Raw genomic sequence first — 13,362 nt, forward strand, 5'->3', positions numbered from 1 at the left:
GCCCACCGGATCCTCACCGTCCCGGCTCCCACCCACAGTGGTCGGTGGCAACATCAGGCGTTTGCGTTCTGCCCGATCGAGCGCGGTTGGACGCGTGTCCGCGACGTGTCACGGTCGTTTCCTCTGGTGCTGGACCTACCCGAGCCAACTCGGATCCGGAAATCGAGTCGATGCCTGTCATGCATGCTCATCGGCGTTCTCCATCGGCGGTAGGAGGTTCCTTAACGCGTAACTCCCGCGACTCGACCTGACGCGAACCCCCCACGTTAATCTTGTCCCTCGTCGCGAGCGGCTCACCGGCTTGCGTGGCCGCGGGGAAGCCGGGTGATCTCGGTGCGGGCCAGACCAGGTGTCCTGGAGGGCAGTGGCGATGGTGTTCGCGAGGTCGTGGCCGTGCTGGGTGAGGCCTGTGATCGGGTTCGGCGGTGCGGCGCGGCGGACGAGGTGTTGTCCGAGCTCGCGTTCGAGCCGCCGGATATAGCGGGCGAGGTTCTTGGGATCGATCGGGATCGCGGCCGCTGCTGCGCGCAGTGTCGGGTGGTCGCGCAGGTGCATGAACGCGGCCAGGCGCGTCCACGGACGCGTGCCGGTGAGCACCGGTCGCAGTTCGGGCGGGATCACCTCGGTCGGGTAGTGCGCGCTGTGGTTTCCGTGCGGGCCTACCGCGCGTACCGGCAGGTCGTGCGGCGGCACCAGCTCAGGATGGTGTTGGCGTGCAGGCCCAGCTGGGCGGCGAGGTCTTCCGAAAAGCGGCCGCGGCGGACGTACTGCTCGCGCAGCCAGCGTTTGGTGATGCCGGGCGGCGGCTTCTTCGGGTCCCGCAACGGGATGCCGTAGGCCGCGGCCAGGGTGGTGATGCGGCGACGGTTGACTTGGTGGCGAACCGCGAACGCGGAGATGAACCAGCCCCGGTCGATGTAGAGCTCGCGGAGCCGCTCGCCGGGTAGCTGGGCGCGTAGTTGTTCGCTGATGTCGTCGTTGCCGCTGAAGGACACGCCTGCGCATGCTCGGTGCACCGTCGGTGCGGTCGACTAAAGTGCCTGGCGACCTGCAGAGCGACTTGAGGAGTGTGCGCCACGGTTCGGGAATCGCGCGCGGGAGATGACTTTCACCTGTTGTGGGCTGCGCGCCGATCGCTGCAGTTGCTGGCGCCGGATACCGATCTTCAACTCGTGAGGCTCGAAGGGCCCAATCCTGCAGACGGGACCGACGAGACCGACTTCCTCGGTTGCGACCTGACCGAGTACCACGGTGGGTCGACGTTCACCGACGCTCACCGGATCGTCGTCAGCCAGCTCAAGTACAGCGTGAAGCATGCCAGCAAGGCCTGGACTGCTGCCCGCTTGGCTGAGGGCAAAGGGGCGAAGAAGGTATCGGTCGCCAAGCGGTTGGCCGAGATGTTCACCGGGGTGTGCAAGAACATCGGGCTCGACGCAGCGCTGCAGAAGACCACGATCGCACTTGTTAGCAACCAACCGGTCGATCGTGCACTAGCCGACATGCTCGCCGACGCGAAGTCCTCATTGGAGTCGCGGCCGACCGGCTATCCGACCGCGTTGCTGCTCAGAGGCCTCGACGCGCGTCACCACGAAGATCTGAACAAGCTCTTGAAAGCCACAGGCCTGCGAAGCAAGGAGTTCACCACCTTCCTGCGAATGCTGGATCTTTCAGGCTGTGGTGAGGAGTCGCGCAGCTTGCAGCGACTCAACTTGTCGACCGGGATCGGCGACGTTCTGGTCGGGGACGCCAAGGCTGCTGGTGATGGCCTGATGGAGTTGATGCGGGCGCAGATGTTGCCGGAGACCGCGGACGATCCAGGACTGAGCAGGGCCAACATCATCGTCGCGCTCGGAGCTAGCGGCGAACGTGCCTTGTTTCCGTACCCCCTCCGCTTGAAGAGCCCGGAAAGCCGCGTCCAAACGCGACAGGCGCACCTGTTGGCACAAGAACTTCAAGGGGAGTCCACCAAGCTGCTGGCCCATGGCCCGCCAGGGGTAGGTAAGACCACCGTTGTGACAGCTCTGCAGCAAGAGCTTCCTGCTGGTTCGGCGGTTGTGGTCTTCGACTGTTACGCAGACGGCGAGTACCTATCGCCCCGCGAGGATCGGCACACCACACGTGCTCTGGTCCATGTGGCGAACGAAGTCGCTCTCCAGCTGGGCCTCGTGCCGACAGTGGTTGCGGACACCCCTCTCGATGAGGGGGTCATGTGGCGCCGTTTTGAGCATGTCATCGACCAGGCCGGCCTTGCTCTACCGCCCGATGCATTGCTCGTGATCGTGATTGACGCCGCGGACAACAGCGCCGAGGCCGCGCGCCGTGTCGGTTCGACGTCGGTCTTCCGCGAGCTGTGGCGTGTCAAGGTCCCGGACAACGTGCGCCTGCTCATGACAGCCCGCTCGCCTCGCCGCAGCGACGTCGTTGACGAAGCTGACCACTCAGTACGGCAGGTGTCGATCGAGCCGTTCGACCTCAAGGCAAGCTCCGATCTGCTGCGGTTGACCTATCCGGACGCGACCGACGAACAGTGCGACGTGTTCCACCAACACAGTCGCGGTATCGCTCGCGTACAGGCTTACGCCACCGCGACTGCGACCTCTGTGGTGCAGGATGCGATCGAACTAGTAGGTGTTGGCCTTAACGGGATCTTCGACGAGGTGCTGTCGACCGCGCTTTCATCAGTGAGCGGAACAGAACGCCAACGACAGATCGCAACTCTATCGACTATGTCCCGACCGGCGAACCCGACAACCCTCGCGCAGGTCTTGGAGGTCTCCGAGGCCCGTATCGCGGAGCTCGTGGAGGATCTCGCGCCCGCCCTTCGCTTCGGGCATGACGGCGTGGGCTTCGCCGACGAGGATTTCGAGAACCACCTCGCAGCCACGGTGACTGAGGTGGAACGCCGCGCCATGCACAGCGCGTTCGCGGACTACTTCTTGCGGAACTACCTCACCAACGAGGAATCGGCACTGCTCGTCGCCGAGCACCTCTTCAACGCCTGCAGAGCCGATGAGCTGATTGCGCTGGCGACAGATGCCTCGACAACCGCGGCGATATCGGACGGGCTGTTGCGGTCCCAGGCTCACCGAGCTCGCGTGCGGCTTGCGTTGCGATCACTTGCACCCGCCGATGAGGCCGGAACCGTTCACCCGGAAGCTCTCCATCAGGCTCTCAAGGTCACACTTGCCGCGGCCGACGCCGCACGGACCGACACAAGTCTCACCGACACGGTCGCAGCGAATCCTGGGCTCGCGGCGATGCATGCCCGTCCTGCGGCGGTCGCGGCGATGCTGTTCCGCCAGGAGCACTCCTCCTGGCGAGGCCGTCTGCACATGCAAGCGGCGGCGCTGGTCGCGTTGGAGGATCCGAAATCTCCTGACGCGCAACAACATCTTGAGTACGCCAATGTCTGGTTGCGAAACTGGTCGAGGTCACCTGACGGTGACCGCGGACAGTTTGATGCCGACGACATCGCATACATGGCCCTGGCAACAGCGCTGATTGACGGTGTCGAGCAGGCAGTCCGCGTCGTGGTCGGGTGGCGTCCCACCTCGTTCGTCCACAAGATCACAAATGCGGTTCTCGCAAGGGCACCGCGCTGGCTCCCATTGGCCACCACACGAGCTGCACTTGCGACGAGTCGCGCCAGCACGTGGGTGAGCGCCCGCACGGCAGTGTCCTACGCGGAGGCTGGCGACTCGGTCCCACAGCAGTGGGTCAAATCGATTGCACAACGCCTGGATCGGTTGCCGCACAGACCTAGTGCGAAGCCACCGACATGGGGTGTTGCGTTCTGTGAACTCGCTCTCAGCTCTGGAGTGTCGAATGCACGCACCCGGCGTCTGCTGTCCCGGTTCGCATCAGGCGTGCCTGACCACTTCGATGAGGTTGACGCTCATCAGCTTCTACGCCCTGTACTGTCCGCCACCAGCTTCAGGGCCGCGCTGAGCGGTAACACCGCCACCGCTGACGACGCTCTCAGACTTCTTCCGAAACTGGCTGACGACGCCCCACGCGAACAACGCGAGCGCCGCGAGAGACAACGCGGTTTGCTCAGCGCGGCCGCCGGCACGCTCCTGTCAGTCTTGTCCGCGCGAGCCTCGTGCCTTGCATCCATGCGTACGGATTCGAGCACCACAGCAATCACAGCGGTGACCCAGGTCGCCGACACTGTGCTCTCGACACTTGAGAACATCCATAGCAAGCCGACTCGGCGTTCGAACTTCCACAGTTCGGAGCGAACTTGGTTCATCGCAGCCACTGACGCGGTGGCCTCGGCGTTGCATCTACTTGACAGAAGTCGGGCTGACGATGCTTCAGGCCTCGGACTGGACGAAAGCCACCAGCAGGCAGCGGGCACGCTTGCGAATCTGTTGACCAACATCGCTGACACTGCTGAAACCAGCCTCGGTGAAGGAGCTTGCTGGGTCTGGATCGCTATGGCGAGGTCCTTGATCACCAAGAACCTGGAGAGCGATACCGCGGTCGATCTGCTGTACCGCTACGCGGCCAGCATCGAAGCAGCAGCGATGCCTGCACGAGAACGCCGTGACGCCCTGCTGGACGCGGCGAACGAAGCCCAACGCATCGATCGCGAAGTTGCATCTAACCTCTTCGACCGAGCCGTTGTAGCCGCAGCGGGTGTCGACTCGGACATCGACCTCCGTCTCCGTACCATCATTGACATCGCGGAACGGGCCGCGCAACCCGCTGTGGACGAGGAGCGTCGTCGCGAGCTCGCCGCGATGCTGACCGGAGCCGTTGAGGACGCCACCCCGTTCGTGGACGATGCCGCAGAACATCTGCCGCACGCCGAAGCCCTGAGAGTGGCCGCTCAGCTACATGCTTCGACCGGCCTCGCTAGCACGTGTCGCTGGATCCACGAGGATCGTCTCGATCTGACCTCGGGATTGGTCGCGGCGCTGCCGGCAGCGATCAACTCCAGAACCATGAGTGCGGAACGGGCGTTCTGGTTGCTTAGGCTCTGCCCGAGCTACAGCCACAATCGGAACATTCCGGAGTTGACGACCTACATCCTCGAAGCAGCCCGGACGGTCCGCATTAGCGGCAACAATCTTGCTTCGCTCCAGCTGGCGACGCTGACCGAATGGGCACTGCGCGACACACCCCTGTTGTACCGGCTGGGGAGTTGCCGCTGGATCATCACTGCAGCCGAGTCGATGCAGCTCGGCCAGCTCGCCTGCATCAACAAGCTCCGTGATGCGGCCGAACGTCTGGAAGAGCTTCGAGAATCTGACGAGCATCGCCCCTCACGTTTGAGGAGCGGCTCGTTCACTGACCGGGAGCCCTCTCAGAACGAACTCACTCTCAGGCGGCTGTCGGCTGACGCAGGAACAGCCACGTTCATCAACCTCGAAGCAGACCTCGCTCAGCTTCGAGAAGTGTGGGCCGGGAGCGAGTTGATCCAGCGGTACATGACGGTCGCTCTGCGGAGCGTGCCACGTGCTGATCGACAACAAGCCCTGGAAGCCCTCGTCGGAATGACCGATCGAGATCTACCTGGTGCCAAGGCGACAGACGTCGCAGAGGCCGTCCGAGCGATGTTGCACGAGTTTCGTGACACCAACAGCATCAGGACGTGGGCTGCGCAGCGCATGCCGCAGTGGGTCCGCGATCATCTACCAAGCTTGTTCACCTACGGTAACGCGCGCGACGGCCGATCGGTCCGCCAGCTTGTGCTGCCGACTCTCGACATGTCGCTGCAGATGATGCACGCGATCATTCAGGCGACCGCGACGCATCTAGATGCCCTTGACGCCACCAACCTCCACGCAATCACGCGCGTCCTGGCAGCAGAACTGACGGACGGTACGGCCTGCGCCGACACCGCGTGGTGGGCGCTGCACAACGGACCCACCCATACGATGCCTGCAACGGCGCTCGCCCGGCTTGAAGACTTCCGTCGTCGTCGATCCGAGCTGCCGACTCCGCCCCGCGAGCCGGTGGACCTGCTGGCAGGGATGATGTGGTCGTTGCTCGGGCACGAAGACTTGCATGTCCGATGGCGAGTCGTCCACACGGTACGGCTGCTCCTCGAGCACGGCTCCACGACCGCCTTGGCCACAACGCTGTGGACACTCGCTACCTCCGCAGAGGAAGACACTGGCGAATCAAGCGATCACAGCCGTGCCTTTCAGGCTGTCGAGACAGAGTTCTTCTGGCGTTCGGCGCGAACGTGGCTGCTGATCGCGTTGGCTCGGGTAGCGCACAGCAAGCCGTCTGTGCTTTTGCCGATCTCGACGGCTCTCTGCGACCACGCGCTCGACCGCACTGCACCTCATGCCGCGACTCGCGAACTTGCGCGCGACGCAGCGCTGGCGATCGCGACTGAGTTCCCTGAATCCCTTCCAGCCGCAGTAGTGGAGCGACTGCGAGTCGCCAACAGGCCAAGGAGTTCCACCAGCACCGATGACGATCGCTCTCACACTGGCGTGGATCACGTCGAGACAAGGTTCTACTTCTCCTCGTTCGACACCGTGCCCTATTGGTTCCGGCCCCTGGCAGAAGTCTTCCATGGAACAACGACACAGCACGTGGCCGACCTGACGGATAGATGGATCACCGATCGATGGGGGCGAACGGACGACGAACGGCGGAATGACCACATCCGCGGCCGTTACGGCCGGTCTAGACGCGAGACTCATAATGATCATGGGATGATTCCGCAGATCGAGACCCTTGAGACTTACCTGACCGTCCACGCGATGTTGCTTGCAGCAGGCGAGCTGGTCGATTCCGACGCCGCCCTCTCAAGGCCGCTCTACTACGAAACGTCGGATCCGTGGATGGATTGGCTAGGTCGCTTTCTGCCTGGAGACTTTGCGCTCTGGCAGTCGGACCTGCGGCAACCAGCGCCGATCACCCCGCTCGCGACGGGAGCATGGCATCACCTGCAAGACGAGCCAGCACTCCCAACAGATGACTCCACGTCAGCATCAACCGGCATCGATCCTGTAGCGGTGGTGAAACAGGCCGCCGCAAGCCTTCGAAAGCTGGCCGACGATCCAAGCATGATCATCGTCAGCGCATCAGTGCAGAGCGATCACGGCAAGCACAACTGCAGCGCATGGGCGGACAGCGCGTTGGTGTCGCCAGACGGAGCACCCTCTCTCCTCACCGCCTTGGCAACGAGCAAGTACGTCATGGCGCTGCCAGAGCTTGACGATGACTTCGGCCCACGCGGCGGGCAGATCGACGTCCCAGGACTGCGCCTGTTGGCATGGCAGACGCGACACAGGCATGGCCGTGAGGGCTTGGAAAGTCACGACCCTTACGCCGGCGCGGGCGCCTCGGAGAGTCGTGTTCCCTTCTCTGGGTTCCTCATTCATGCTGGCCTCGTTGGTGACCACACCAAGACCGTGTTCACCACGCCGCAAGGCCACGTAGGCGCTCGCCTCGTTCACTGGTCCGATGCGGACAGCCGCGATCGCTCAGACACATCGGGCTCCCGCGGATGGTTCCTGGCGGTTCACCGCGGCCTGTTTGTTGATTACCTACGAGCCAATGGTCTGAGCATCGTGCATACCTTCCGTGCGCGCCTGTACCTCGACAACGACAGTCCTATCGGGAGTGAAGACCACGACGAGCGCATCCACGACGCATCCTGTTACCTCGTCATGCACGCGGACGGAACCGAGGTGAAAATCGATGGTCAGCCCCAGCAGTGAGGGTCCAAGCGACGGGGGCACCGAAGCGCCTGCGCCACTGCTATCACCAGACGTGCTAGCACTTGGCGAGCGCATCGTGTCCGAACTGGGCGCCGCAGATGCATCCCTCCTGTCTCGGTGGATGGCCTTTCGAATTGCAGAACTCCTGTACCAGGCCCAGAACGCGCAGAGTGACGCTGACCGCCAAGCTGCCGACAGCGCATGTGCAGACCTCATACTCCGAGTTTGGGAGCATCGGCGTCACTGGCCTCAGGGCTGGCCACCTGAGAACGCACTCCAGGTTGCCGACGCACTCACACCCCGTTCGGCATGGTCCGCCGGCCTTCGAGGGCGAGAAGATCAGGACCCATCCTGGTTGCAGGTCTTGAGAGACGCACTCGAATCCATCGAACAAGAACGCAGACTTTGGCTTACGGCTGCGTTTCTTGAGCTAGACCCAGCAGATGCTCGTTCGTGGCTCGAGCAGCGAGGTGCCGAACTTACTGAAGGCGAACGTAGGGCGCTGGAATCAGTGGTCAACGCAGCTGACGGTGCAACCGTTGAGCTTCACGTCCTTTTCGGGCGAGGGCAGGGCAGTTCCACTGAGACCCAGGCGCCTGACTGGTCAAAATTCCTCGAAGACAGGATACTGGAGTCCGTCGAGCACCGCCGCGCTCTACTGGCGCGACTGTCGAAGCCTGAAGCAGTTAGTTCCGGTGAATCGAGCTAGGGGAACGTCTAGCGTCGATCGTCCGATTCGCTGATTGCCCCCGACATAAGTGTTATGCGGGAATTCCGTGAGCGGGCGCGTGCGAGGATCTCATAGGGTATCCATGGCGACGATCGTCGACATGCGTGAATAGCGTCCTGTCGACCTACCGATGCACGGTCCGATCCTGCTACCTATTAGAGCGGTAGCCCCCAACGGCAGCGAAGCGCCTGCTCGACCCATCTGAATCCCCTACCGATGCTACGTCCGACTCGGTGGCCGGCAGGCGCATGAACAGTCGATTTAGCTGGTGGCTGGCTCTCGGTCTGTAGACCCCATGGTTGCGTTGGCTGCGATGGTCTCCAGCTCCTCGTCCCCCACTTTCCCGGTCCGAGATCTTCTTTGCGCGCGCCATTGCGCTTGTCGCCGGACTCGCGCCAGTTCTCCTCGTCGGGTCTTTCGTCGGCGCCTGGTCAGATCCGTGTGGCGATGCCGGTGCGCGGTGAACGAGCTGCGCCAGGTCGCGCTCTGTATCGCCAGCGTTCGCTGGCGGCTGTCGCGCTTGGGATGACTGCTGCAGCGCCAGAAAAGGTAACAGGAAGGTAACGGCGCGCGTCCCGGGGTTGCGGAGTGTTGACTTAGAGTGTGTACTTCTACATGTCGACTCAACAGTATGAGGTCAACAGTTCGGGTGGAGAGGGTGAGAGTCAGGGCACGGCGTCCCTGTAGCCCTTCCGGTCTGGCCAGTACCTCCTTCTGGTGTCGGTGACAACCATAGTCCCTCAAAGCGCAATCGATGCCGACTGAGCGTTGCTTTGCGTTGGACTGAATCACAATGTCATTCAGCCGATTCTTTCGCCAAGCGGAGTGCTGTCATGGCTATGACTCTGATCTATTGGTCTGCCCGCATTAACGCGATTGCAGATGCTCTGTCTGTTCCGGATGGCGGATTCTCACTGGATCCCACCGATGGTTCAGACGTTCGTTGCGGTTACGCGGTAGCGGTGCATCCGGAACTTGAACGCGTCTATGAGCGTCGCGTGACCGGCGTTGACATTCACGAGTACGTAGCGCAAGCGCAGGACGCTCTTTCGTTGCCCGGTCGTGTTCTCGGCGGTTGGTGTGATCCTGAGACCGGCCGCGCCTACTTGGATGTTTCGGTCGTGACTGCGGATCTCTCCGAAGCTATGGCACTTGCGGTGAAAGCTGAGCAGCTCGCGATTTTCGACTTCTCGGCCATGGAATCCATTCCGGTTCTGGCCTCGTCTGTCGCGTGAATCCTGAGGACACCTAGGGGTGGAACTGCCATGCCCGAATCCAAACCTCACCCATGGTTCCAGCTGCATCCGGTAAGGGCCGAAAACATCGTGTGGCACTGGAGCCAGGCCACGCGTGACGAGATCGCGCAAGGCATGCGTTGGTATGCCGATGCGCACCATGTGGCCACCGCGATCGCGTATGGCGACGCACACCTCGGTGCCGGAATGCTGGCGATCTACTCGCCGCAACAAGGATGGATCGGCAACGTGCTGAACGCTGCCCGCGTCCTGCGTGAGGGCAAGGGGATCGGTGGACCCGGCAGCGGGATGTTCGCCACGATCGGACAGAAGAGCGCGGCCGACCGACTGCTTAACGGGGAACGGTACGAGGACATCCTCAACGGCCCGAAGATCCGCGACTTTGCCCACCTGATCGAGTTCGGCGGAGATCAGAACCCAGACACCCCGAGCGTGGTGATCGACCGCCACGCGCTGTCCGTGGCGCACGGCCGCGCGCTCACATCGGAGGAGTACGGGGCGGCACCGGTGAGCGGGTCCCGCCGTAAGGACGGATCGATCTCCCGCCGGCACTACGACCACGTGGTGAGCCTGTATCACCGCGCATCGGCGCAGCTTTCCGCGCTGGCAGGAGAGCGGATCTCCGCGCATCAGGTTCAAGCCGTGACGTGGCTGGTCCGCCAACGGCTCAACCAGGAAGCGGAGCAGCGACGCGGCCCGAACCCATTGGACAAGGGCCGCAACCACGCTCGCGTCAACTCCGAGCGCGCGTGGAACGAGTTTCGCACCACCTACCTACCCAACCTGGCCGCGTGTCCGGGCACGGGCTACCAGTCGGCCGCCTAGTGAGGTCTCACGATGATTCACGACAGCTCAACCACTTACGACGCCCTGTGTGCAGAGCTCGAGAAGGAGCGTGATCGGGTCCACGCTCTGCAAAACGGTGAACCGCCTGCAGGCAGCCAGTCTCACCAGCCTGTCTGACCTTGCGGGAGAACTCCGTTGTCAGGTAGCGGACCTACATGACAACGCGTTGAGTTCACAGCCCATGCCGCTCAAGGGTCTGCGGAGCGTCACGGGTCGGATGAGCGGCTTGGCGGACTCGCTGAGCCGCGCGGCACACGGCTACTCCGGTGCCCGGACCACAGACATGATCTACCCGACCATTGACGAGGACCTGCGCGAGCACAAGTGGACGCCTCGTCCGAACCGTGGGCTGGACGGCACGTTGCCGCCGGTTCCGATCGCCGAGCTAGCCGATCGACGTGGGTACGCGCGTGGATGGCATCGCGGCCCACAGTGGATCACGTTGTGGTTCACGAGTCCGTGCTCGTTCGCATTCGCGGACAGCAGTGACCACGGCCGGCTCACCGATGTGGACGGTATCCGCGCCGTGGTTACCTCCAGTCGCCCGCTGTCAGCTGGCGACCTCGCGAAATGGGTTGGGGCGCAACAGGAATCGCACATCATGCCGTTTGACGCCCCTTACGGCCGTGCTGCCCAGCATTTGTGCCTCTCCTGGGGAGGCATGGTCGACGACCACCGTTGCGATGATCACGGCCGTCCCGCACCCGACGGGCGCGGCCGGCGGTCGGTGTGGGCACGCCCGACTGACCCTGATTTCCGGCTCTGTGTCTGGGGAATCGGCGATGAACCGGCGCACGTCACCTATTGGGCGGGTCCGGTTGTTGACATGGCGCACCTCGTTCAGATCACGGGGCACTGCCGCTGATCGACGTTTTTCCTTGTGGAAATCGAACTGTCGAGATCCGGCAGGACCAGATGACTTCAGAAGGACCTATGTGGACGGAGAGGCACGATGAAGGACCAGAGCAGTTTCCAGCCTTCGAACGAACCCTGCGCGTCCCATCTGACGCCCGACGACACGTGGTGCATGTGGATCGACTCATGGGGGATGCGCTGTTCCTGGGCGACGGTCGTCGATGAGCGGATCGTTTCGCGGGATGGAACGGACACAACTGCCGACGAGGTTCTGGACTGGGCGGTGGACCTGATCGAGGACGAGACCGGCGACCGCTTCGCCTTGAACCACAACGTGATGCTGGCAACGATGCACCGCATTGTGCGTGAGCGCGACTCTGTCCAGCTGTCAGACGAGATCATCGACCAGATCTCCGAAGTGCTGGAAGCCACTAGTCACGCCGCCGCCACCGATGAGCTCTGCCAACTCGATTGCGTTGGCTTCGACGCGATCGTGCAGTTCGCCACTCTCGGTCAGGTCGTCTACGGATGACCGAACCGGCATGACATTCGCTTGGAGGGTTGGTCATGTCGTTGAACGATGTTCTTTGTGCCCGGTTGTTTCTTACGCGCGCAGTTGAACCGCCAGCACCCGCCGTGCATCACTTCGTCGCCGTGCACGGACCAGTTGATGCCGTTGCTCGTATTCGGCACGGCACCGCCCCTGCTGCAGTCCTCTCCGAGGTCACTCGACCAGGCGCCGAGATCGAGGGGGACTTGCGCGCCGTCGACAACGGCACGGTCCGCCTGCTGGTCCCAGAAGACGACGACTGGCCGCTCGGACGCCTATCCACGTTGGTAGGCCACGGCATACCGCTCGCCTTGTGGCTGCGAGGCAAAGCTTCGTTGGCCGAGCTCACCGACACCGCCGTAACGATCACCGGTAGCCGTGCCTCTTCCGCGTACGGCAACACGATTGCAGCGCACTTCAGCGGCGGGCTGGTTGACGCTGGCGCGACAGTGGTCAGCGGTGGAGGCCTTGGGGTGGACGAATCCGCTCATTGCGGCGCGCTTGCCGCCGATGGCCGAACGGTCGTGGTGCTGCCCTCTGGTGTGGATCGAACGTATCCACATCAGCGTGCCCAGCGCTACGACCGAGTTGTTGATCAGGGTGGTTTGGTGATCAGCGAGTATCCGATCGGCGTGGTGCCGACTCGAACCCGCTTCCATGCGCGATGCCGTCTGCTGGCCGCGCTCACGGCGGCGACCGTGATCGTCGAAGCCGGACGCCGAAGCGGCGCGCTTGCCGTTGCCGGTGCCGCAAAGGAACTGGGCAAGCGTGTGTATGGCGTTCCTGGGCCGATCCACTCCGCCGGGTCGACCGGCGTCAACGAACTCCTCCGCGTTGGCGCCGCCACGGTGGCGACTGCGGTCGAGCACGTCCACTACCAGGAGGGGCTGCGATGAACAGCCCAGACCCATTTCAGGCCGCGCTCGCAACCGCCTCGTTGCCCGCCGAATGGCAAGTCGAGGTGGCGATACGGCCGCGACGCCGCCATCTCGGGCTCCAAGTCAACCCAGGCGGTGCGGTCCTTGTCCTGGTCCCGCCGGCCATTGACCCGCGGCTGATCACCTGGTTCGTCACCTGCAAACGGCAGTGGCTTACCGAGAAGGTGAAGATCGCCACGCAGCTGGCGCCTGATCACCCGCTCAAGGAGTTCGTCGACGGGGAGGAATTCCAGCTCTACGGGGCCAGGTACAGGCTTCAGTTCGTCGACCGCGCCCCCGCGGGTATCGAGCAGCTGGCTGCGTTCGCACCGGACGGGATTCTGTACGTGCGTCGACAGTCGCCGGCTCGAGTTCGGCAGGCGATCATCATGCTCTATCGGCAGATCGGGCTGGCATGGGTACGGCTGTCAACGCTTCTTGAACTCTGACCCCGTGTGGGTCTTTGAAAGTTGACCCCTCAGAGGTTGTTGTCAGTTGTGGTCGGGGTTCTGTTGCTGGT

General features: G+C 63.1%; 9 protein-coding genes. 7 read left to right on the plus strand and 2 right to left on the minus strand.

Going from position 1 to position 13,362, the window contains the following annotated elements:
* Positions 1–177: 177 nt before the first annotated feature.
* Together AB0M24_RS38545 and AB0M24_RS38550 are read right to left on the minus strand one after the other, a co-directional pair.
* A complete protein-coding gene (locus tag AB0M24_RS38545) occupies positions 178–693 on the minus strand; it encodes a LysR family transcriptional regulator (protein ID WP_363778427.1) in 516 nt (171 codons plus the stop codon).
* Positions 660–995 (minus strand): hypothetical protein, encoded by a 336-nt coding sequence (locus AB0M24_RS38550; protein ID WP_363778428.1) that lies wholly within the window; start codon positions 993–995, stop codon positions 660–662. The genes AB0M24_RS38545 and AB0M24_RS38550 overlap by 34 nt, the downstream gene beginning before the upstream one ends.
* A 177-nt stretch (positions 996–1,172) precedes the next feature.
* Between AB0M24_RS38550 and AB0M24_RS38555 the strand changes: the two genes are divergently transcribed.
* From AB0M24_RS38555 to AB0M24_RS38585, 7 genes are all read left to right on the plus strand, one after another.
* On the plus strand, positions 1,173–7,688 hold the full coding sequence (locus AB0M24_RS38555) for an ATP-binding protein (protein WP_363778429.1): 6,516 nt from the start codon (positions 1,173–1,175) through the stop codon (positions 7,686–7,688).
* 1,563 nt (positions 7,689–9,251) lie between these two features.
* The gene (locus tag AB0M24_RS38560) at positions 9,252–9,653 is read left to right on the plus strand and encodes a hypothetical protein (protein ID WP_363778430.1); all 402 of its coding nucleotides are present in this window, start codon (positions 9,252–9,254) and stop codon (positions 9,651–9,653) included.
* Positions 9,654–9,683: 30 nt separating this feature from the next.
* Positions 9,684–10,499: a hypothetical protein gene (locus tag AB0M24_RS38565; RefSeq protein ID WP_363778431.1), complete on the plus strand. Its 816-nt coding sequence runs from the start codon at positions 9,684–9,686 to the stop codon at positions 10,497–10,499.
* A 70-nt stretch (positions 10,500–10,569) separates the two neighbouring features.
* Complete coding sequence (locus AB0M24_RS38570; protein ID WP_363778432.1) at positions 10,570–11,385, plus strand: hypothetical protein; 816 nt, start codon at positions 10,570–10,572, stop codon at positions 11,383–11,385.
* An 87-nt stretch (positions 11,386–11,472) separates the two neighbouring features.
* Positions 11,473–11,907 carry a hypothetical protein gene (locus AB0M24_RS38575; protein WP_363778433.1) on the plus strand — a complete coding sequence of 145 codons (435 nt, stop codon included), beginning with the start codon at positions 11,473–11,475 and terminating at the stop codon, positions 11,905–11,907.
* A gap of 35 nt (positions 11,908–11,942) precedes the next feature.
* Complete coding sequence (locus AB0M24_RS38580) at positions 11,943–12,821, plus strand: DNA-processing protein DprA (RefSeq protein ID WP_363778434.1); 879 nt, start codon at positions 11,943–11,945, stop codon at positions 12,819–12,821.
* Positions 12,818–13,291: a YgjP-like metallopeptidase domain-containing protein gene (locus AB0M24_RS38585; RefSeq protein WP_363778435.1), complete on the plus strand. Its 474-nt coding sequence runs from the start codon at positions 12,818–12,820 to the stop codon at positions 13,289–13,291. The genes AB0M24_RS38580 and AB0M24_RS38585 overlap by 4 nt, the downstream gene beginning before the upstream one ends.
* Positions 13,292–13,362: the final 71 nt, after the last annotated feature.

Source organism: Lentzea sp. NPDC051838 (assembly GCF_040681245.1).
Classification (GTDB): Bacteria; Actinomycetota; Actinomycetes; order Mycobacteriales; family Pseudonocardiaceae; genus Lentzea.

Coding starts and splice junctions, on each gene's coding strand:
- AB0M24_RS38560 (WP_363778430.1), top strand. CDS start 9,252: ATGGCTATGACTCTGATCTATTGGTCTGCCCGCATTAACGCGATTGCA.
- AB0M24_RS38565 (WP_363778431.1), top strand. CDS start 9,684: ATGCCCGAATCCAAACCTCACCCATGGTTCCAGCTGCATCCGGTAAGG.
- AB0M24_RS38575 (WP_363778433.1), top strand. CDS start 11,473: ATGAAGGACCAGAGCAGTTTCCAGCCTTCGAACGAACCCTGCGCGTCC.
- AB0M24_RS38580 (WP_363778434.1), top strand. CDS start 11,943: ATGTCGTTGAACGATGTTCTTTGTGCCCGGTTGTTTCTTACGCGCGCA.
- AB0M24_RS38585 (WP_363778435.1), top strand. CDS start 12,818: ATGAACAGCCCAGACCCATTTCAGGCCGCGCTCGCAACCGCCTCGTTG.